Origin of the sequence: Bacillus mesophilum, assembly GCF_008923265.1 — a bacterium.
Classification (GTDB): domain Bacteria; phylum Bacillota; class Bacilli; order Bacillales; family Cytobacillaceae; genus Cytobacillus; species Cytobacillus mesophilum.
Map to the genome: position 1 here is coordinate 45130 of NZ_WBOT01000002.1, position 21864 is coordinate 66993.

General features: G+C 39.5%; 22 protein-coding genes and 2 other annotated features. Of the genes, 3 read left to right on the top strand and 19 right to left on the bottom strand.

The annotated features are described in order from the left end of the window. Positions 1 to 84: 84 nt before the first annotated feature. The 7 genes from F7732_RS05080 to F7732_RS05115 form a co-directional block, all read right to left on the bottom strand. Complete coding sequence (locus F7732_RS05080) at positions 85 to 1395, bottom strand: NarK family nitrate/nitrite MFS transporter (protein WP_151572739.1); 1311 nt, start codon at positions 1393 to 1395, stop codon at positions 85 to 87. A gap of 210 nt (positions 1396 to 1605) precedes the next feature. Beyond that, positions 1606 to 1890: a hypothetical protein gene (locus F7732_RS05085; protein ID WP_151572741.1), complete on the bottom strand. Its 285-nt coding sequence runs from the start codon at positions 1888 to 1890 to the stop codon at positions 1606 to 1608. Continuing rightward, the gene (locus tag F7732_RS05090) at positions 1877 to 2188 is read right to left on the bottom strand and encodes a hypothetical protein (RefSeq protein ID WP_151572743.1); all 312 of its coding nucleotides are present in this window, start codon (positions 2186 to 2188) and stop codon (positions 1877 to 1879) included. The genes F7732_RS05085 and F7732_RS05090 overlap by 14 nt, the downstream gene beginning before the upstream one ends. A gap of 180 nt (positions 2189 to 2368) precedes the next feature. Beyond that, complete coding sequence (locus tag F7732_RS05100) at positions 2369 to 2893, bottom strand: Rieske (2Fe-2S) protein (protein WP_066444818.1); 525 nt, start codon at positions 2891 to 2893, stop codon at positions 2369 to 2371. Positions 2894 to 2906: 13 nt separating this feature from the next. Then, positions 2907 to 3467 (bottom strand): 4Fe-4S dicluster domain-containing protein, encoded by a 561-nt coding sequence (locus F7732_RS05105; RefSeq protein ID WP_066444816.1) that lies wholly within the window; start codon positions 3465 to 3467, stop codon positions 2907 to 2909. A 5-nt stretch (positions 3468 to 3472) separates the two neighbouring features. Next, positions 3473 to 5638, bottom strand: coding sequence for a molybdopterin oxidoreductase family protein (locus tag F7732_RS05110; RefSeq protein ID WP_151572745.1), 2166 nt, complete (start codon positions 5636 to 5638; stop codon positions 3473 to 3475). Then, positions 5625 to 6701, bottom strand: a complete 1077-nt coding sequence (locus F7732_RS05115; RefSeq protein WP_151572747.1) for a hypothetical protein — start codon at positions 6699 to 6701, stop codon at positions 5625 to 5627. The genes F7732_RS05110 and F7732_RS05115 overlap by 14 nt, the downstream gene beginning before the upstream one ends. Before the next feature lie 203 nt (positions 6702 to 6904). Here F7732_RS05115 and F7732_RS05120 point away from each other — a divergent pair, with 203 nt between their 5' ends. Further along, entirely contained in the window at positions 6905 to 7114 is a 210-nt protein-coding gene (locus F7732_RS05120) for a hypothetical protein (RefSeq protein WP_151572749.1), read from the top strand. Between the two features lie 110 nt (positions 7115 to 7224). On the opposite strand, the gene F7732_RS05125 is transcribed toward F7732_RS05120, so the two are convergent. Further along, entirely contained in the window at positions 7225 to 7557 is a 333-nt protein-coding gene (locus tag F7732_RS05125) for a hydrolase (RefSeq protein WP_151572751.1), read from the bottom strand. A 157-nt stretch (positions 7558 to 7714) separates the two neighbouring features. Between F7732_RS05125 and F7732_RS05130 the strand changes: the two genes are divergently transcribed. Next, the gene (locus F7732_RS05130) at positions 7715 to 7912 is read left to right on the top strand and encodes a hypothetical protein (RefSeq protein WP_151572753.1); all 198 of its coding nucleotides are present in this window, start codon (positions 7715 to 7717) and stop codon (positions 7910 to 7912) included. A 31-nt stretch (positions 7913 to 7943) separates the two neighbouring features. Here the strand turns inward: F7732_RS05130 and F7732_RS05135 are convergent, their stop codons facing one another. The 11 genes from F7732_RS05135 to F7732_RS05185 form a co-directional block, all read right to left on the bottom strand. After that, positions 7944 to 10022 (bottom strand): penicillin-binding transpeptidase domain-containing protein, encoded by a 2079-nt coding sequence (locus tag F7732_RS05135; protein ID WP_151573659.1) that lies wholly within the window; start codon positions 10020 to 10022, stop codon positions 7944 to 7946. A 175-nt stretch (positions 10023 to 10197) separates the two neighbouring features. Continuing rightward, the gene (locus tag F7732_RS05140; protein WP_151572755.1) at positions 10198 to 11790 is read right to left on the bottom strand and encodes a catalase; all 1593 of its coding nucleotides are present in this window, start codon (positions 11788 to 11790) and stop codon (positions 10198 to 10200) included. A 168-nt stretch (positions 11791 to 11958) separates the two neighbouring features. Beyond that, complete coding sequence (gene cdaS, locus F7732_RS05145; RefSeq protein ID WP_151572757.1) at positions 11959 to 12558, bottom strand: sporulation-specific diadenylate cyclase CdaS; 600 nt, start codon at positions 12556 to 12558, stop codon at positions 11959 to 11961. 133 nt (positions 12559 to 12691) lie between these two features. Continuing rightward, the gene (gene trpA / locus F7732_RS05150) at positions 12692 to 13477 is read right to left on the bottom strand and encodes a tryptophan synthase subunit alpha (protein ID WP_151572759.1); all 786 of its coding nucleotides are present in this window, start codon (positions 13475 to 13477) and stop codon (positions 12692 to 12694) included. Beyond that, the gene (gene trpB / locus F7732_RS05155; protein ID WP_151572761.1) at positions 13470 to 14672 is read right to left on the bottom strand and encodes a tryptophan synthase subunit beta; all 1203 of its coding nucleotides are present in this window, start codon (positions 14670 to 14672) and stop codon (positions 13470 to 13472) included. Before trpB ends, trpA begins: the two co-directional genes overlap by 8 nt. Further along, complete coding sequence (locus F7732_RS05160; protein WP_151572763.1) at positions 14669 to 15292, bottom strand: phosphoribosylanthranilate isomerase; 624 nt, start codon at positions 15290 to 15292, stop codon at positions 14669 to 14671. The genes trpB and F7732_RS05160 overlap by 4 nt, the downstream gene beginning before the upstream one ends. Further along, positions 15289 to 16074 carry an indole-3-glycerol phosphate synthase TrpC gene (gene trpC / locus F7732_RS05165; protein ID WP_151572765.1) on the bottom strand — a complete coding sequence of 262 codons (786 nt, stop codon included), beginning with the start codon at positions 16072 to 16074 and terminating at the stop codon, positions 15289 to 15291. Before trpC ends, F7732_RS05160 begins: the two co-directional genes overlap by 4 nt. Before the next feature lies 1 nt (position 16075). Continuing rightward, entirely contained in the window at positions 16076 to 17101 is a 1026-nt protein-coding gene (gene trpD, locus F7732_RS05170) for an anthranilate phosphoribosyltransferase (protein ID WP_151572767.1), read from the bottom strand. Then, the gene (locus F7732_RS05175; RefSeq protein WP_151572769.1) at positions 17073 to 17684 is read right to left on the bottom strand and encodes an anthranilate synthase component II; all 612 of its coding nucleotides are present in this window, start codon (positions 17682 to 17684) and stop codon (positions 17073 to 17075) included. The genes trpD and F7732_RS05175 overlap by 29 nt, the downstream gene beginning before the upstream one ends. Then, a complete protein-coding gene (trpE, locus tag F7732_RS05180) occupies positions 17665 to 19059 on the bottom strand; it encodes an anthranilate synthase component I (protein WP_151572771.1) in 1395 nt (464 codons plus the stop codon). The genes F7732_RS05175 and trpE overlap by 20 nt, the downstream gene beginning before the upstream one ends. 96 nt (positions 19060 to 19155) lie before the next feature. Beyond that, positions 19156 to 19402 (bottom strand) — a binding site (T-box leader). 34 nt (positions 19403 to 19436) lie between these two features. Further along, positions 19437 to 19696: a binding site (T-box leader), on the bottom strand. A gap of 60 nt (positions 19697 to 19756) precedes the next feature. After that, positions 19757 to 20398 carry an MOSC domain-containing protein gene (locus F7732_RS05185; RefSeq protein WP_240056542.1) on the bottom strand — a complete coding sequence of 214 codons (642 nt, stop codon included), beginning with the start codon at positions 20396 to 20398 and terminating at the stop codon, positions 19757 to 19759. Between the two features lie 130 nt (positions 20399 to 20528). On the opposite strand from F7732_RS05185, the gene F7732_RS05190 reads away from it, so the two are divergent. Beyond that, positions 20529 to 21785 carry a bacillibactin exporter BcbE gene (locus F7732_RS05190; RefSeq protein ID WP_151572775.1) on the top strand — a complete coding sequence of 419 codons (1257 nt, stop codon included), beginning with the start codon at positions 20529 to 20531 and terminating at the stop codon, positions 21783 to 21785. Positions 21786 to 21864 lie beyond the last annotated feature (79 nt).

Sequence of the window (21864 nt, forward strand, 5' to 3'; positions counted from 1 at the left end):
ACTTAGTCAGACCTTGAAGGTCATCTAAAATTGACATTAGGCCTGCCCGCAGATAGTGCGAGGCAGGCCAATTCAGTATAAAATCTAGTTAGCTTTCCTTAAAGGATAGGTTGTATTCAACTTAGCTTTACGCTGATAATAGAAGAAATTCAGTATAAATGATATGACATATATCACTATGAAAATATATAATGCATTGACTGGCGTTCCAGTTGACTTAGTAGACCAGCCGAACAGTTGCGGGATAAAATATGAGCCGTAAGCCGCAAATGCAGCTGTAATACCTAATACTGGAGCAGCTTCTTTTACAGGGAAGATGCCAGGTATCATCTGGAAAGTTGAGCCGGAACCAATTCCCGCAGCAATAAACAAGATTAGAAACGCGGTTAAAAATCCTGCAAACGATGCTTGTTTTGTAAAGTAGATCACTCCGCCTGCACCAGCACTCATGACAACGAATACCCAAGCTGTAACGAATGCTCCTCCAAATTTATCTGATAGCCAGCCTCCAACCGGGCGTGCAGCTGCCGCTAAAAATGCGCCAAGGAATGCCAGGCCCATGTGTTCGGGGAATTGTGATTTTAATAATAATGGGAATGCAGCAGAATACCCAATAAATGAACCGAATGTTGCAACATATAGAATGGTCATGATCCAAGTATGCTTTCGCTTTAATACAACAAATTGTGCGCCAACTGACTGTTTCGTATTTGGAAGATTATCCATTCCAAAATAAGCAGCAACCGTTAAAACTGCAATTGGGATGACCCAGATAAATGCTGCATTTTGCAGCCATACCTTTTCACCACTGGCTAAGGTTTGGCTGTCTCCAAAGAAGGCAAATGCTCCGCTGGCGATGACAAGCGGTGTTACAAATTGTACGACTGAGACACCCATGTTTCCTAAGCCGCCATTAATTCCTAAAGCTGTCCCTTTTTCTTTTTTAGGATAGAAGAAACTTATATTTGCTGATGAAGAGGAGAAATTTCCTCCGCCAAGCCCGCATAGTGCAGCAAGTAATAGCATCACTGAATAAGGAGTTTCAGGATTTTGAACAGCTATACCAATACCGATCGCTGGAATAGCTAAGACTGCTGTAGAGATAATGGTCCAGTTTCTTCCGCCAAATGTTCCGACAGCAAATGTGTAGAAGAAGCGTAATGTTGCTCCTACAAGTCCTGGAACAGCTGCTAAAGTAAATAATTGCTCATCCGTAAATGAGAAGCCTATTTCATTTAATTGTACAGCGACGACAGACCAAATTTGCCATACAATAAAGGCCATCATTAATGCTGGAACTGAAATCCATAGATTTCTCTTAGCGTGTTTTTTTCCTTGTGATTGCCAAAACTGTTCATTTTCTGGCATCCAGTCGTTTATTCTTTTCGTTTTCATTTTCTTTTCACCTTCCTGTTACAATACTTTTCATTAGACTCGGCATTGCTGTGTGTTAAAGATCACTGATTCAATTCTTTAAAAACGATCTGTCACAGTTTTAAAATTGCCTTCTATTAAACAAAGTCATCATTAAAGCATGTACAGATACCCCTATAAGCTTATTGGCATTACTACCTTCAATCAGATGCCGGAAGCGAGATATTCTTATCACTCAGTTATTCGTAATTTTCGAATGCAATATTGCAGCTGACTTTTTTCATCTGTAGCAATCAGCCGATCATTCTCCCATTCAAATCGGGCTCCCATGGGAATGGCGAAAAACTGAAGGTGGTTTACATACATTCTGAAATGAGTGTGATCAGGACAATTTTCTATCCGTTCAATTCTTTTTGTTAAGAGTGGTGCCTGTTCCTCTCCATCTGTATCGATAATGGCTATTTCTACATCTTCATGTATGAACATGCTCAAGCTATTCTTTTTATCGGACTCCACAGCTTTTCCCTCCCTTACTTTGAGGATAGATAAAAGCTTTATATCCTTGCAGATACGTCCAGAAGTCTTCTTTTGCATTTGTCTCTATGAACTGTATCAGCTCAGCTTCGGACTGCCATTTGCTCATCCCTTTAATTTCCGCAACGATGATCTCAAGGCCATCTTTTTGTTTTACGTCTAAGTACCAGTTCAGCCGTATTTTAGAGAACAGTTCTTGGAGCAGCTGATCAATTTCCTCTTTGAACCTTCCACTGCTTTCTCTTATAAAACAAAAATCGATATATGTTTCACTATTCATAGCACTCACGCCTTTTTTGTTTTTTTATAGAGAAAGAAAGCTATAGGGAACATGACGATATTTAAGCCGCAAAAGATCAATGTGTTTACATAATTTTCATAGAAATATTGATGCACCATATATTGAGTGAAAATAATATTTAAAAACAAGACAGCACTGAGGAGAAGAACGCCAATATAACTACGCTTCATATCTCTTCACCCTTACTGCATATACAGCACCTTGATTTACTTCTACTTGAATTTCAGGAAGCGGCCGCCTTGGCGGCCCTGCTGTAGGTGCTCCAGTTTCCACATCAAATTTGCCATGATGACAAGGACATACCATTTCTCCCTGCTCTTTCACCCAAAATACTGGACATCGCAAGTGGGTACAGGCATTTTGATAAGCAACAAATTTTTCTTCACCTAGTCTGATGAGGATCGCGTCATCGTGTTCCCCTGGAAATTTAAACTCTACCGCATCACCAATAGGCAGGTTGTTAAGATCAGCAATTTTTTTATGAGGATACTCTTTTTCTCCTAATCCCATCAGCTCTTTTGCTGCAACTGCTCCCCATGGCAGGGAAGATACAGCAAATACTCCTGCTGCACCTACTAAGGTTTTCATAAACCCTCGGCGATCCAGCTTTCTTTCATTGTCTCGATTAATGTTATGAGTATAGTTATCTTCTGGAAAAGGAATCTTATTATTTCGTTCTTTCATCACCATCCACCTCCTAATAAAGCTTTGTGATTCCCTGGAGGATTCCAGGAAGATTTACTTTTACATTTGTTTCTCCTTCTAAATACGGCTGACTTGTTACCCATTTTCCATTAGACATGTTGTATTGCTTTTGTTTTTGTTCAATTTCCTCTTCTGTTAGCCATTGCAGTGTGTTTGAAGGACAGACGCTTGCACACATTGGCGGTATTCCATCTTTCGTACGGTCAATACACAGGTCACATTTGTACATTAGGTTTTGCTCTTCGTCAAATTTCGGAATACCGTATGGGCATGCGATCGTACAGTTTTGGCAGCCAATGCATTTTTCAACCAGCGCTGAAAGCACCGCTCCTGTTTCATGAATTTGAATGGCTTGTGCCGGACAGCTGCGGGCACAAGCAGGATTCACACAGTGCAGACACATTAACGGCATAGTCTGACGGCTGACAAGCGGATTCACATCATAAACGTAGTTTCTGTTTCTTTCTTCATGCCCTCCGCACTGTGTACAGGCTGCTAAACAAGATCTGCAGCCTATACAATTTTCAAGCTCTATATAAAGTCTCTTTTTCATTGCTGTTACACCTTCTCTCGATCAAGCTTTTCGATTTGGGCTGCACAAACTTTAAATTCAGGCATTCTGCTCATAGGATCCAGTGCAGCAATCGTAAGTAGATTGATAGATTTTTCATGGCCGAAATGGTAAGGCACAAAGACCGTATCAGGACGAATTGCCTCCGTTATTTTAACCTTGTAAAACGCTTCTCCTCTTCTTGTGTAAAGACGTACCTCTTCTTCATGGGAGATCTTATATTTTTCAGCTGTTTGCGGATGAACCTCTATAAAAGGTTCCGGGCACATATCACGCAGAAAAGGAATTCTTCTCGTTTGATTACCAGATAGATAGTGATAGACTACGCGGCCATTTGTCATTCGCAGCGGATAGGTTTCATCTGGTTCCTCTGCTGACTTTCGATATGGCAATGCGCAAATCTTAGCTTTTCCATCAGAGTGATAAAATTTTTTATCAAGGAACATATGGGGGGTTCCTTCATCTTCTTCATCTTTACATGGCCAAAAGACTCCATCTTGTTTTTCGATTTTTTCCCACGTTGCTCCGTAGTAATCCGCGTAGCCGCCTTTAGAAGCTGCCCGAAATTCGTCCGCAACATCTCTGGCCGTTTTTAGATGGGAGAAATACTTCCCTCTTCCCAGTCGTTCTGCTAGCTCAACCTGCATTTGCCAATCTGGCTTTGATTCTCCAACAGGCTCTTGCGCTTTATTAATTTTAATAATTCTGCCTTCCAGGTTGGTTGTCGTACCTTCATCTTCTGACCAGGTAACAGATGGCAAGATCACATCAGCAAATTCAGCTGATTCGGATAGGTAGAAATCTGCACACACCATGAAATCTAAATTTTTCAGTGTTTCTCTGACAAAGTTTAAATTTGGAGCGGATACAGCTGGGTTTGAACAGAGCAGATATAAACCGCGAATTTCCTTCTTAGCCATCAATTCAAAGAGTTCGTATGCAGAAACACCAGCCTTTGGCATTTCATCTTCTGAGATTCCCCAGAATTGGCAAACTTCTTTAACATGTTCAGGATTCGTAATTTTACGGTAACCTGGCAGAAGGTCTGATTTTTGTCCATGTTCACGGCCGCCCTGACCATTTCCCTGTCCAGTAAATGTCGCTACTCCTGATTTAGGTCTGCCGATTTTACCTGTTACAAGCGCCATGTTTGTATATGCAGAAACATTGTCAACACCTTTATGCTGCTGTTCAATTCCCCTTGCAAACATAACAACCGCATTAGGAGCTTTACCGTAGATTTCCGCTGCTTGAATAATCTTTTCCTGATCAACACCAGTAATTTCACTCGTATATTCCGGAGTAAATTCTTTAACAAGCTCTCTTGTTTCTTCAAAACCATTTGTGTGATTGTTCACAAATTGTTCATCAGTATATCCATTTTCAATTAATAAATGAAGGATTCCATTTGCGAGCGCTAAATCAGTACCAGGACGAATATCCAAATGCACATCCGCTCTTCTGGCAATTGGTGTCTCCCTTGGATCAACAACGATGATATAACCGCCTCTTTCCTGTACATTCCACAAGCGGAAGATAGAGGTCGGATGACATTCTGCTGTATTACTGCCTGCGATGAATAAGCAATCTGTTTCATGTATATCTGTCCAAGGCAGGGTAGAACCGCGGTCGACCCCAAATGATCTTAGGAAACCGCCGGCAGCACTTGACATACAGAAGCGCCCATTATAATCGATATATTTTGTTCCCAGTGCAACACGTGCAAATTTACCTGTCAGATAACATTTTTCATTTGTCATTGACACTCCGCTAAAAACGGATAAACTGTCTTTCCCGTAATTCTCTTGAAGTTCTGTGAATTTTTTCGCGATCAGGTCGTATGCCTCATCCCAGCTGGCTTCTCTAAAACCCTTTGTTGTTCCTTTTAAAGATGCATCATCACGGATAAGCGGTTTTAATAGGCGATCATCATGATTCGTCTGCTGGTAAGCTGTAACCCCTTTTGGACACATTTTTCCAACTGTAACCGGCCAGTCATATCTCGGTTCAACCCCAATGATTTTATTTGTAGATGTATTAACACGGAGGTTCATGCCGCACTGCATTCCACAATAACTGCAATGTGTTTTAATTAATTTTTCATTCGGGTGATACACATTTTCGATTTCTTTAAAAAACTTATCCCTTTGCATTTTGGTTTGCCTCCTTAACCTTTACTTCGTGAGTAGGAAACCCTGAAAACTGCGCCATTCGGTATTTCCTTCTGCATGGCAGACAAAGCTCTGCAAGATGATGACCATCCTCTGTCTGAAATTGAATATGATTTGTCTGAAGCACATTTATAACGTCATTTGATTGTTCTGCTGATACGAATTCACTGCCGCAAACCTTACATTGCTTTGGTGCAGCTTCCATATAATGCTCTCGATAGTTTCTTGCAAAGACACTTAACGGTCTAAACGGAATATGTGCAAGCTTACCAAATGGCAAGTAAATCAAGGTGATTATGACCGACCACTGATGAATGAGCGACATAACCGGGTGTCCAAATCCATGCAGGAATACATTGCTGAATGTAAGAGCTAATCCGGTTATGCTGATAAAGAGCAGCATATATAATGGAAGAAAGTCGTATAGAAATTTTTGTTCTGCCCGTGCCTGCATATTTTTTAAACGGCGGTAAAGCGCCATGCAAACTCCTACAATGACCATGGTTGCTGAGATGTTTAGTGCATTATAAGAAAAGTTAGCGATCAATCCATCCGCTGGCACTGTCAAAATTTGAATGCCCATTAGAATGATGTTGTACATCCCGTTCTCATCCATTGTGAAGTACATCCAGCCGAACACTAGCGGAAATGTGACGAGACAAGACAAGATTACTCCCCAGCCCATCATGATGTGCTGTGTCCATCGGTAAATTCCCCTATTCCAGATAAATCGGTAGGTTGCCAGCTGTTCTACAGATGTTTTTGGTGTTGATTTTCTAAAAAGCAGCCTGATTCCCTTTTTAATAATGATTTTTGTTGGCGGGCGTTCTCCCCAAGCAATAAAGCGATAAAAGAAGCCTCCTAAAAATATGATCGTACCAACCATGTATCCGTATAAATTTAAGTCGACATGTGTAAACATTCTCGTTCCGATAAATGATAGTACTGCAAGCCCTATTACAGAAAGAAACATTGATTTTGCGAACCTTGAAGCAAATGCCTGATTAATTGAAGTAACAGCTTTCTCAGTTTTGGCTGTTTCCATGTTTACTCCTCCTTGTTACAACCTTCACATACTTTATAATTTCATTGTATAGGAGAAAGAGCTGTCGCCATATCGGGGAACTTCCCTATCTCTTTTGAGAAAAACCCTTAATTTACTGTGCCTTAATTATTTTTTGCTGATCTATGTAATTCGGTTTTGTTTATGGTAAAATATGACTAACGAAATTAAAGGAGTGGGATTTAATGGCCAAATCAGCTGCTAAAAAGAAAAGAGAAAAGTTAGTTCGTGAAGGAAGACGGAATCCCGAGCAAAGCCGCAGTCCGTTTGCTGGAACAGATATGAGTACGAGAAAAACAAAGACAAAAAATGAAACGTTATACCGAATAAAACACAAGAACCATTCATTAGATGAAGATCATGATGGTTCTTTTTTATTGTTTATTTATTTTTAAACCTAACGATTGACTGGTGATCATATATAAAACAGCTTGCTTTCGTTAACCTTTTCACCCTGCTGATTAGCTAGGTCAGATCATCTCTCCATGAAAAAAAACAGTCCCTATTAGGACTGCTTTTGCTCTTCGGATAATATCCCCATCCGCTCAATATGTTCTTTTGCTTCTTCATCACCAAATCGATAAATCATTTCGTAGACTTTCTCTATTGCTTCATCATATTCATCATTTTGCGGGTCATGATGATATTCTAAAAATGGAATATGAGATCTAACATATGTTTTCAAGTCGGCATTATAGTTTTTGCGTAATTCGTCACTTATTTTAGCAGCCTCTTCTTCTGGAGCAAATATTTTAAAATGCCATTCTGCTGCTTCTGGTGTTTGATGAATGACTCTGTTCTCAATATCGATATAATAGGTTTTCAGTAGTTCTGTCATGTCGATCCTCCTCATCAAGATCTATACTTTTTTATTCCCTTCTAGTAAATAACTAAACCTGGACTGTTTATGAAAGAATCGGATAGGGAAAATAGCAATAGAATGCTGCATAATATCCCTGTAATTCCAATAGGATGAAAGATAAGGAGGTATTGAGATGACATTTTGGCTTATGCTGATTGGAGGTCTCTTTCTGTTTCTCATTCTTTTGGAGGAAGCTATACATTTCTTTTTCTATCGAAAGCTATTAAAAACGGAGCGACAGACAGATAGTGTTTTAATAAAACTGAAAAAGTTATGGAGTAAATTCATGGTTAAGGGAAGACAGGTCCTTCCGAGGAAACACCATGAATAAGATGAGACCAGGAAAAAATCCCTGGTCTTCTTTACTGGTCTTCTGATTCATCTTTGACCGATTCTGTCTGGTCATTTTTCAACGCAAAGTACGTATCTAATACTCTCCGGCCAATATCATAATTGGCTGTATGACCTGTTTCTCCTTCATATGCCCATGGCACGACAACCGACATGGCGATCTCTGGATTGTCATATGGTGCATATGCGACGAGACTTAAATTCATTACCGGAATCAGCGGATCTCCTTTTTTTCGATCCGGTCCATCATAAAAGGCCTCAGCTGTTCCTGTTTTCCCCGCAGGTGCATAAGGTGCATTGGCAAACGCTCTATAAGCAGTACCGTCAGGGTTGTTCATAACTTGTCTAAACCCTTCCTTCACAATCCCAATCTCATTTTCTGTCATCTCTAATTTGTTTAATATAGTTGGCTGCATCTCCTGAATGATTGGTCCAAGCGTTTCCCCATCAATTGATGATTCTCTTATTTCTTTTACCATTCTTGGCTGAATACGGTACCCTCCATTTGCAATAGTAGATACGTATTGAGCCAGCTGCATAGGTGTATAGGTATCAAACTGTCCGATCGCTAGGTCAAGCAGTTTTCCCGGCAGTCTATCTTGCCCAATATAGCCTGGAATCTCATTAGGCAAATCAATTCCTGTTCGCACACCAAGACCAAATTCACTAAACCCGTCCCGCATATCTTCAAAAGCACGCTTATTTCTTAGTGTAAGCGGCTGGTCATAGACATAATTTCCCTCACCAATGGCCATTGCTGTCTTAAACATATAGACATTGGATGATTTTCGCAAAGCCCTTAAGACACTCATATTGCCTTGGAAACTCCCATTAAACCAAGAACTTTTTAAAGGAGTATCCCTAATTTTCACTGGTGAATCATAAAACACGGTATTTTGATTAATAGCACCTGTTTTAAATCCTGTTAAGACAGTTGCTCCTTTAACCGCAGAGCCAACTCCATATGCTGAGGAGATGTTTCCAAGTGCATAATCCTGCATTTCCTGTTTTCCTGTTTCTTTATTTCTCACCAGCTGTTTGCCTGCCATAGTTAGGATTTCTCCTGTATAGGGATCCATTAACACGACAAATGCCCGGTCAAGCAGCCGAGTTCTGCCGCTATTTTTTGCCTTGATCATTTCCTCTTCAATTATTTTCTCAATTTTCTGCTGAAGCTCCATATCAACAGAAAGCACTAAATCTTTTCCTCTCGACCCTTCAGTAAGTGTTTCGGTTCCGAGAAGCTTTCCTCCTTTTGTTATGACTTTTTCCTTTGCCTTTTGCCCATGCAATACTTCTTCATATTGGAGCTCCAAATAACTTTTGCCAACCCTGTCATTAAGGCTGTAATCTCTTGATAAGTAATAGTCAAGTCTTTCTTTCGGCAGCCCTTCCGATGAATCTGTAATTCCGCCTAAAACTGATTTTAATGTATTGCCAAAGTTATAGGTTCGATCCCAGTCAGTAGTTGTATCTATTCCAGGCAAATAAGCAAGGTTTTCACTTACTGCAGCATATTCCTCCGGTTTGACATCTTCATTTTTAACAATCTGCTTTGTAAAAGCATATCCGCTCGTCAGCTCTCTAAAAATAGCCAAGACCTCTAAATCTTCTAGTGACAGTCCCTTTAGATCTTCATCTGTAATTCTATCTATTTGAAGCTGATATAATTCCTTATCAGATCGTTCATTGTTTTCGAATTCTTCCCATTCTTCCTCTGTAATTTTTTCTTTTGCACGCTCCGGATTTCTCATAATCCAAAAATCTTTCTTTTCTCTTTCTCTAATTTTATCGACAGGCTGGTCTATTAAGAGTGACAGGTTCTCGGCAACTTCAAGTATATCCTGTTGTTTTTCATTGGAATTTGTATAGGTAATCGCACTCTTTGGTACATTATCGACGATAATATTAAAATGGCGGTCGAGCATTCTGCCGCGCGGCACAGGATCAGAAACTGTTACATCCTCGGTACTTTCCACCTCGAGTTTATACGATTCTCCATTTACAATCTGCACAATTCCCAGGCGGACGATTAAAATCGAAAATAGAAAAAAAACAGCAAAGAATAACAAGTTGATACGAAATGGCATCTGACTTTTCTTTTCTCTTTTTGTTTCAGCCAAGAAACTTCCCCCTTAAACACACCTATTTATATATTTAATTTATAAATCCTACCAATTAAATGCCATACTTTTCCTAATTGTACACCCGAAAACCAAAAAAAGCTAAGGAATTTCACCCTCAGCTTTCCTCTCGTCTTTCTATTTAATAAGGATCTGCTTCATGACCTTTATTAATTGCTTGTTCTGGTGCTTTATCTCCATTAATATTTCCTAAAGGCTTATGAGAAGTGCCATCCTTCGGTTTGCTGACAATCCCTTCGCGCAATCTGCGTCCATATTCTTCGTCAGCTTCTTCTGCCAGCTGTATCATTTTTTCCTGAATACGGGGATCACAGTCAGATAAATCATTGACAAGGTTTGATATTAGCTCATCTTTTTCCCATTGTTCGAAGCTTCTGTACGTATGGCCTGCTTGTTTCGTATTGCTCTGTCTATCGATCGATTCTCTTACAAGATTTCCTTCCACTTTCGGTGTATATTCCTTGCCGGACTGCTTTGCTTCTTTTAAACCGCCTAAAGTAGAAGGTTCGTAATTTATATGCGGATTTTGCCCTGGTGCTAAATCAACCTTATACTGCATTTGCCCGCCGCGCTGGTTTGTTGCTACCCTTTTCTTCGGCGCATTGATTGGCAGCTGCAAATAATTGGCACCGACACGGTATCGCTGTGTATCTGAGTATGAGAATGTTCTGCCCTGAAGCATTTTATCATCAGAAAAATCGAGTCCATCAACTAATACACCTGTACCAAATGCAACCTGTTCTACTTCAGTAAAATAATCCTCTGGGTTTTTGTTTAAGACCATTTTGCCGACTGGCATCCATGGAAATTGATCTTCCGGCCAAAGCTTCGTATCGTCAAGCGGATCAAAATCCAGTTCAGGATGATCATCATCACTCATGATTTGAACAAGTAGCTCCCATTCAGGATAATCTTCCTTTTCAATGGCATCATATAAATCTTGTGTAGCATGATTGAAATTCTTCGCTTGGATTTCCTCTGCTTCTTTTTGAGTCAAATTTTTAATGCCTTGCTTTGGTTCCCAGTGGTATTTCACCAGCACAGCTTTTCCTTCTGCATTGACCCATTTATATGTATTGACACCAGAGCCTTGCATCATGCGATAGTTAGCTGGAATTCCCCATGGTGAATATACAAAGGTTACCATATGAAAGGTTTCCGGTGAATTAGAACAGAAGTCAAAGAAGCGTTCACTGTCTTGAATATTTGTAATAGGATCAGGTTTAAAGGCATGAATCATATCAGGAAATTTCACGGCATCACGGATAAAGAATATTTTTAAATTATTCCCTACCAAATCCCAATTTCCATCTTCTGTATAAAATTTAACAGCAAATCCGCGTGGATCACGCAATGTCTCGGGCGAGTGACCGCCATGTATAACGGATGAAAAACGCACGAAAACAGGTGTTTTCTTGCCTTTTTCCTGAAAAAGCTTGGCGCGTGTATATTTCGATACATGCTCGTTTCCACATGTTCCGTATGCTTCAAAATAGCCATGTGCACCAGCACCGCGGGCATGAACGACCCGTTCAGGCACACGTTCGCGGTCAAAGTGGCTAATCTTTTCAATAAAATCGTAATTTTCAAGAGTAGCTGGCCCACGATTTCCTACTGTACGCATATTTTGGTTGTTTGTGATCGGATGGCCCTGTCTGTTCGTTAATGTTTCAGCTGTTTCTTCATTTAGATTTTCAGCATTCTGATGATCCATGTCTATTCCTCCTTTAGTAACTAATAACAGTATTTCCAGTAAGATGAAATTTTATGTATTAGATTTCCTTTTATCTCTTTTATTAAAGATTCATCCAAACAGAAAAAACTCCAGTTAAAGTTAACTGGAGCTAGACATTTTACATTTAATACAAGTAAACGTATTACATTAGTTACGCACTGTATAAAGCTTGCCTTGTAAGGCAAAAGATATTCGACCGGTTTCTTCTGATACAACTATTGCAATTGCGTCGGTTACTTCGGAAATGCCAATAGCTGCTCGATGCCGCGTACCAATCTTCTTTCCTTGCTGCTCTGATTTGGCAACGGGCAATATGTTACCCGCAGAAAGAATTTCATCTTTTCGAATGTGAACGGCACCATCATGCAGGGGATTGCCATCATAAAAAATTGTTTCCAGCATTGTGTAGCTTACTTTCGCCCCCACTTCAATGCCGTTATGCATATAGGCTGTTACATCTTCCTTTCTTTCAATAACAATCAAGCCTCCGTGCCTACGCTCTGATAAATGTTGAGCAGCCAGACTTAATGTCGCAGCTTCATCTGTATATGGCAAAAGGTATGATTGTAAATAGTAAGTGGAAGCAAGGTTGTGTGCTTCCATAACTTGTTTTTGGAGCAGTTCAAAATCTTCCAATATACAGCAGCTTTGTACATTCCACGTACCAGATAATTTTAGCAGTTGATCTTTAATACTCACGATATAGCGATCGACATCATTTTTATATTGTTCAGGGCCATAAATCACAGCAGGACACCTCCGTGATTATATCTTCTTTTATAAAATTTCCCTATTCATCTTTCTTATTCAAATTTGTTTGCATCTATAATGATTCATGACGTCATTTAATAATCTTACAGAAGATCAGCCTTTTTTAGTTTTATCCTGTTATATTTACCTTCTTCACAGCTCCAATCAAAGCTTCAATTTCATCCAGCTTATTTTGTTCAAATAACTGAACAATTTTGCTGCCAACGATTACTCCATCACAATAAGAACTGATGGATCTTACTTGGTCTGGATTCGAAATACCAAACCCGGCTAATACAGGAATAGAAGAAACTTCTTTTATACTCTGCAAATAATCGCCGAGCTGAGAGTGAAATTCCGAACGTGTACCAGTAATTCCGTTAACGGTAACAGCATATAAAAAGCCTTTACCTCTTTGAGCAATTTCCTGAATACGCTCTACTGGACTGGTCAGTGTTACTAAGCGAATCAGCTCAATACCTTCTCTATCCGCCTTTTCTAAAAGTAGTTCTTCCTCTTCAATCGGCAAATCTGGAATAATAAATCCATCTACTCCAGCATTTCTGCAATCCTCAAAGCATCGATCCCTTCCGTATGCTAAAACAGGGTTCAGGTATGTCATTAATATAATAGGTATATGAATAATCGGGCGTATGCTGCGAATTGCTTGAATGACATCTCTTAATGAGATATTGTTCTTCAAAGCTCTTATACCTGCCTCTTGTATAATTGGCCCATCAGCAACCGGGTCTGAAAATGGAATGCCGATCTCTACCGCTGTGGCACCAGCCCTCTCCAGGAATGTTATTCGTTCTCCTAAGTTTGCTAAACCGCCGTCTCCTGCCATAATATAAGGAACAAATGCTTTTTCTCCCTTATCATTTATTGTATTAAATACTTTTTCAATTCTATTCATTTTGGTCACCTCCAAGTCGTCCTTGTACAGAAGATACATCTTTATCCCCTCTGCCTGATAAACAGATGACAATTGATTTTTCTTTTCCCAAATCTTCCGCAAGTTTAACACCATAGGATATGGCATGGGCGCTTTCAAGAGCGGGAATGATTCCTTCTGTTCTGCATAGTAATTGCAGTGCAGATAAAGCTTCTGTATCTGTAATGGACGTGTATTTCACTCTTCCAATATCCTTTAAGTAACTGTGCTCTGGACCAACTCCTGGATAATCCAAACCCGCAGAAATTGAGAAAGCTTCTTCGATTTGTCCGTTTACATCCTGCAGCAAATACATATATGAACCATGAAGTACCCCAGGATTACCTTTTGTTAACGAAGCTGCATGTTTTCCGCTTTCAAGGCCCCTGCCGGCAGCTTCTACCCCAAAGAGCTCCACACTCTCGTCTTCAATAAAAGGGTAAAACATGCCCATCGCATTACTGCCCCCTCCAATGCACGCAACTGCAGCGTCTGGAAGCTTGCCTTTTATCTCAAGGAATTGCTTCTTTGTTTCCTTGCCAATTACACTTTGAAAGTGCCGAACCATTTCCGGAAACGGGTGCGGTCCCATTACCGAACCAAGTATATAATGGGTATCTTCCACATTGGTTACCCAATAACGCAAGGCTTCATTTACCGCATCTTTTAGAGTCGCGCTACCAGATGAGACACTCACAACTTTTGCTCCAAGCAATTCCATTCGAAAGACATTCAGCTGCTGTCTGCGAATATCTTCTTCTCCCATAAAAATAATGCATTCAAGATTCAAAAGTGCACAGGCAGTGGCTGTTGCCACTCCATGCTGTCCTGCTCCAGTTTCGGCCACAACTTTCTTTTTGCCCATTCTGACAGTCAGCAAAGCTTGCCCGAGAGAATTATTTATTTTATGGGCACCTGTATGATTTAGGTCCTCTCTTTTTAAATAAATCTCTGCTCCACCTGCATATTTCGTTAAATTCTCAGCAAAATAAAGAGGTGTTTCCCTGCCTACATAGTTTTTAAGAAGATGATTGAGCTCTTCTGTAAAAGCTTTATCTTTTAATGCTTTTCTGTATTGTTCTTCTAATTCTAAAACGGCCTGCATGAGTGTTTCCGGTACATATCTTCCGCCATAAGTTCCATAGTGGCCGCGTTTGTCTGGCATTGTATAGGTCATTTGTTTGCCTCCTCCTTCATTCCATTTGCATGCAGCATAAATTCTTTTATTTTATCTGCATCTTTTACACCTTCCGTTTCTACTCCGCTGCTCACATCAACCATGTATGGATCAACGATGTTGATTGCTTCGGCCACATTTAATGCATTCAATCCTCCAGCAAGAATGATTTTTTTCCCATCTTTATTAAGTGTTTTAGTAATCTTCCAATTAAAAGAAGTGCCATTTCCTCCTCTGTATTTTCCTTTAGGACTATCAAGTAAATAAAAGTCACATTGATACAGGGCTAACGTGTTTAGGTTACTCCTTGATTCAATACTAAACGATTTAATGACAGGGACCTCATAATAGAGACAGTCTTCTGGAGATTCATCTCCATGAAGCTGGACCACATTAATTCCCGTTTGTTGAATGATAGCCTCTATCTTTTCGCGTGTTGCATTAACAAAAACACCAACTTTAAGAACAGATTCCGGAAGATTTTTAATAATTGATGAAGCCTGTTCAGCCGTTATTTGCCGTTTGCTTTCTGCAAATACAAAGCCAACCGCATCTGCTCCGTTATTTATTGCGGCTTGAGCTGTATTTAGATCTGTAATCCCGCATATTTTTACTTTCATACTGAGCTATGCTCCTTTCCTGAACGCTTTATTCTGTCAAACATTTCACTCACTCCATCTGCTGCCATAAATGCTTCACCAACTAGAATTCCGTTTGCACCTGCATGCTTTACCCTTACAATATCCTCACTTGTTTTCAAGCCGCTTTCACTAATTACATATGCTCTACTATTTTTAATAATTGGTGCCAGTTCTTCTGTTTTTGCTATATCAACATGAAACGTAGTTAAATTTCGATTATTTATTCCAATAAGCTTTGCACCGATATTAATGGCACTTTCTGCCTCAGCTTGATTATGAACTTCAACAAGGACATCGAAACCAAGCTCTTGAGCAAATTGATGCAACTCCTGCAGTCTCTTTCTGTTAAGTGCAGCAGCGATTAATAAAATGATATCTGCTCCTGCGTGTTCTGCCCTGATGATTTGTGTTTCATCAATCATAAAGTCTTTACATAAAACCGGAATTTTCACTGCCTCTTTTACAAGTGTCAAATCTTTAAAATCTCCTTTAAAGAAAGATTGATCAGTGAGAACAGACACAGCAGCAGCACCGTTTTGTGCATATGATAATGCTTGTGAAACTGGATCTCTGTGCATATTAATATCTCCTCTTGATGGAGAAGCCCTTTTAAACTCTGCAATAACAGCCAGTTCAACTGCGTTCTGCAAATGTGAAAGGAATGAACGCTTTTCACTGCCTATTGGCCGTAATGCTGCACTTTTCAGCATTTCAATTTCTTTTTCTTTTTCGGCGAGTATTTTATCTAATATGTTTGACATCCTATATAACCTCCTGCTTATATTTTTTGCTGGCATCTTTTAAAAGCAGTAGTTTCTGCAAAGCTTCTCCAGAATCAATGGATTCTTTCGCAAGCTTAATTCCTTCTTCAATGGTTGATGCTCCCCCTCCAGTGAAGATTCCTAAACCTGCATTAAGCAAGACGGTATCGCGAAAAGGCCCATGTTCACCGCATAACACTTTTTTCAATATTCCGGCATTTTCAGCTGCATTTCCGCCGATAATATACTCTGCGGGATAAGTCGGGAGCCCAACTTCAGCTGGATGTAAGGTCATTTCTGAAATGGAGCTATCTTCAAGGATGACCAGTTTGTTCTCTCCAATCAAAGAAGCTTCATCCATACCTCCTGCTCCATGAAGTACAATCGCTCTTTTTCTTCCAAGTGATTTTAATACTTCGGCAAATGTTTTCAAATAATCCTCCCGATAAATTCCGATTAGTTGATTTTCAAGGGGGACAGGATTTGTTAAAGGTCCGATTAAATTAAAAATAGTCGGAATCCGCAAATCACTGCGTACCTTCATAATCTCCTTCATATAGGGATGTACATGTGGAGCAAACATAAAGCATATCCCAACTTCGCCTAGTAATTCCTCTGCAATATCTGGTGCATAATCAAGGGAGATGCCCAGCTCTTCAAGTACGTCAGCACTGCCGGTTTTACTGGAAATACTGCGATTGCCATGCTTTGCGACAGGAATTCCTGCTCCGGCAATAACAAATGCAGAGGTTGTGCTGATGTTAAAACTCCTGGATCCATCTCCTCCTGTTCCGCAATTATCAATCACATTCGGAAACTGTTTTGCAAAAGGCAAAGACCTTTTTTTTATTGCCTTAACTAATCCGGTAAGCTCTTCTGCGGTTTCTCCTTTTATCTTTAACGCCATTAGAAAAGCCGCGATTTCACTACTAGTTGCTTTTTTCTCGAAGATCGACTCCATGGCTTTTATCACACTTTCCTCAGATAATGATTGTTGATCAGCTAGTTGCTGCAGAATGGCTTTCATCTGTTTTTCTCCTCTCAATTTTATTCAGGAAACTGCTGAGAAGCTCTTTTCCAACTGGTGTTCCTACGGATTCAGGATGAAACTGAAAACCGTAAACAGGATATTGTTTATGTTTGACTGCCATAATTTCATGATCCTCAAGCGAATAGCCTAATACCTCTATACAGTCTGGAAGTGATTCTTTTTTTATAACGAGTGAATGATACCTCATTACATCGATTTGCTGAGAAATTGTTTCAAAAAGGGATGAGCTTTGATGCTTTAATTTTGAAATTTTTCCATGCATGATTTTTTCCGCTTTTTCAACATCTGCACCAAATGCATATCCAATGGCCTGATGTCCCAGGCAAACACCTAATATTGGAATGCTTGCAAAGAATTCACGAATAAGGTCTATACAAACCCCAGCATGCTTTGGATGACCTGGACCTGGTGATAAGACAATGCCCTTAGGATTTAATTTACGGACTTCGTCCACAGTAATTTCATCATTCCGAACAACCAGCAGCTCTTCACCCAATTCGCCAAAATATTGATAGAGATTGTACGTAAACGAATCGTAATTATCGATTAATAAAATCATCTTCGTCCTCCATGAATGCTTTTAGTTTATGAATGGTTTCTTCATATTCTTTTTCAGGAATAGAGTCATGGACAATTCCAGCTCCAGCTTGTATAAAGGCTTTATTTCCTTTAATAATCACCGTCCGGATTGCTAAGGCAAAGTCCATGCTGCCTGTTACAGAGAAATAACCGACTGCACCGGAATATAACCCTCTTTTCAATGTTTCAAGTTCATTAATAATTTCCATTGCTCTTACTTTTGGTGCTCCTGATACAGTTCCTGCTGGCAAACAGGCAATAAGAGCATCAAATGCTGTATTAGGCTCTTTCAACGTTCCAGATACCTCGGACACAATATGCATCACATGTTTAAATCTTTCTACTAGCATGTTTTTTTGGATTTCAACTGAGCCAAAGTGAGCCACTCTTCCAATATCGTTTCTGCCGAGATCAAGAAGCATTCTATGTTCCGCAAGCTCTTTTTCGTCGGCGAGTAAATCCGCTTCAAGTTCCACATCTTCTTGATCCGTTTTGCCGCGCGGCCGTGTTCCTGCTATTGGATTTGTTAATACTTTATGACCGCTTACCTTTACTAAGCTTTCAGGTGATGCACCAGCAACCGAATAGGAACCGTAATCCATATAATATAAATAGGGGGATGGATTGCTAATCCGCAATTCTCGATAAAAAGAAAATGGGTCTCCTTTGAAATCTGCTGTGAACCTTTGCGATAGCACGACTTGAAAGATATCTCCCTTCTCAATATATCTCTTTGCTTTTTTTACTATATTTTCGTATTCCTCCTTCTTCATTGACGGAGTAAAGTGTGACAGCTTTGCCTCATTCTGCTGAAAACAGCCATCAGTCTGTTGAATGTCATTTGTTAATTTTTCAAGGCTGGCTCTTACCTTTTCTTGCCCGTTTATAATTGGAAAGCCAACAAGGTAGATTTTTTGCTCAAGATGATCAAAAACGACAACTTCCTCGTATACCATAAAGTGAACATCCGGCAGTTTCAGTTCGTCTGCTCCGATACTGCCGATGTTTTCATATTGGCGAATAGCGTCATATCCTGCAAAGCCAACAGCACCTCCGCAAAATGGGAGATCAGATTGTTGGTCTATCATGGGAAGCAGTTCCCTTAATGCTTCAATGGGTTTTTGCTTCTTGGTTACCACTTGGCCAGAAAAGCTCAATTTGCATTGGTCATTCGTGCCTGTTAGCTCCAAAACAGGGTTTGTTCCTATGAATGAATAACGGCCAGACTTTTCATGCTTTAGTGAGCTTTCAAAAATAAATTTTCGGCCGCCCTGCAATTTCATATAAATGGAAATTGGTGTTAGAGTATCTCCAGAAAGCTGTTGAATAATTAACTGATTTTTCGAGGCAATCATTTTGCATCCTCCATTCTTTTATTCATTACGTTTACTAAATGCTGCACTGCCTTTTTAAGAGAAATAAAAAAATCCCCTATACGCATCGCAATGCGCATAGAGGACGAATCTTTCGATCGTGGTGCCACCTCAGTTCGGAGTTTTTTAAACATACTCCCTCTGAACGGTACATCTGTATAACAGAAGTACCTTTTCCTAATAACGGAGGATCCCCGTGTCTTCCTACTGCCATTCAGAAGACCTCTCACAAGTCCATTCCATTGAAGAATCACACCGGTTCCCACCATTCCCGGCTCTCTGAAGTGCTTCTTTTCAATATACTACTCTTGATCATCAATTTAATTTTTTTTTGAAATACAAAAAGGGCTTCCCGTCATAAAAAGGACGAGAAACCCGTGGTGCCACCTTCATTAGCTGAAAAATTCAGCTCACTTAAACAGATATCTAAATGCTTAAAAGCATTCCAAATACCTGTCTCTTGTAACGATGAGACGCTTCGCCAAAGCCTAATAAGGAGTGTTCCTGTTCGGTTTGAAAGCTCTGAAGTCCATTCGCAACTGCAGCTACACTGGTTTGCACCAACCACCAGCTCTCTGAAGTATTTACAGAAGTTACTACTCTTCGTCATTGCCGTTTCATATTTGTTTATTATCATATTTGTCAATTCCAAAAATGTCAAGAGTATTTTACAAAAAAATTATTTTGCAGCTCTTATGTATTTTTCCAGCTTAATTTTCCACTCTTCGGCCAGATCTTGTAAAGTTAGAAGATCTCTCATTTTTTGCGGATCATTACGCTCAAACATAATTAAATTAGCATCTAAAACTGAAATACTTTCCTGCTTTCTCTCGATCAGTTCTAAAGAACTCTCTGAATAAACCGTACCCTCTTCAAGCACTTTAAAAAAATAGCCTGTATAGCCTGTTTCAAATGTTTTTGAAAGTAATGCATCGGTTTCATTGAATTTTGAAAGCGTCGAACATGGAATTCTTCCTTGCGTGATTTGTATGATAACATTTCCTGTTTGAAAAATGTCACCTATGTAGACATCCTTTTCTATCATATCCTTCACACAAATATTTTCTCCAAATGACGGTGGAGCAAATGGCTTTTGAAAGACTTTTTCCCAATATTCGTAGTGTTCAAAAGGGTATGCGCAAATAGCACGATCTGGTCCGCCGTGAAACTTCTCATTAGCAACCCCATCACCTTCAAAGCATTGCTTATTTAATTGGACTTCTTCGACAATTGTCTTCGCAATTCCTGATTGTTCAGGTTTTCTTTTCCATTGAAAAACTTTAGGTTTTCCGATACTTAAAGTTATAATTTTTCCTTTCAAAATAAAACACCCCATCTACACTTTATTCCTATTGATTACCAAAAAAATAAGTCAATTCAGCAATTATTTTTGTCATAAATCGTCCATATTAAGCTTAGTGACCTTAAACAGAAGGAAGGTTAGCCCACTCATGGACAATATTGAACAGATTGTTGCAAAAAAGAAAAAAGGGAACAACGAGCAAGAAGATAAGAATAATCAAAAATGGGCTATCTTATCCATTTCATCCATACCATTGGTTATGACCTTGGGAAATTCGATGCTCATTCCAGTGCTGCCTGAGATGGAAAAAAAACTAAACATTTCCTCTTTCCAAGTTAGTATGATTATAACAGTTTATTCAATTGTGGCCATCTTTTTAATACCCCTTGCCGGCTTGTTATCTGATCACATCGGCAGAAAAAGAGTTATCATTCCAAGCCTTTTTATAGCTGGAATTGGAGGCATTATCTCTGGCTGGGCTTCATGGAAAATGAATGATCCATACATGATTATCCTCTTAGGAAGAGCACTTCAGGGAGTGGGTGCAGCAGGTGCTGCACCTATTGTAATGCCGCTTGTTGGCGATATGTACAAAAATGATGATGAAATCAGCAGCTCCTTAGGCTTGATTGAAACGGCAAATACGTTCGGAAAAGTTCTCAGTCCTATCCTTGGATCATTATTAGCTGGATTTATATGGTTTTTACCTTTTTTTTCATTTCCAGTGTTTTGCGGTATTTCTATTTTACTAATGTTTTTTCTAGTTAAGACGCCGAAAAAAAAAGAAAAACCCTTGCCTATTAAAAAGTTTTTCAAAAAGATCAAGCAGATTTTCAAAGATAATGGCAAATGGTTATATGCCATCTTTCTGATTGGTGCTATTTTGATGTTTGTACTGTTTGGTGTGCTCTTTTATTTATCTGATGTTCTTGAGAATACTTATGATATAAAAAATCTTAAAAAAGGATTTTTGCTCGCTGTACCTCTTGGGGCATTATGTTTAGGATCCTATATTACTGGAAAAAAGATTAAAGAAAATAAAATCATGATGAAATGGATTATTTTCATTGGCTGTTCATTATCTGCAGCTTCCGTTGTTCTGCTTAGTTTTTCTGAAAATCTAATCTATATGATTTGCTTGTTTTTACTTTGTGGAATTGGAATTGGCATAGCTCTTCCATGTCTCGATGCTTTAATTACAGAAGGAATTGAAAAAGAGGAAAGGGGAACGATTTCCTCGGTATACAGTTCAATGCGCTTTATTGGAGTTGCAGGGGGACCACCTGCCATTGCATTGCTATTAAAGTATGCTGAAAACTGGCTTTTCTATTTGTTATGCGCACTTACTGTCCTAGCAGCATTAGCAACACTGTGGGCAATAAAACCTGAAAAGGAAGCTGCCTAACGCAAGATCTGAGGAATTTCAAATAAATTGCCGTGACTTTGCATGGTTGATATGATATCCTTTAACTAAGTAAACTTAA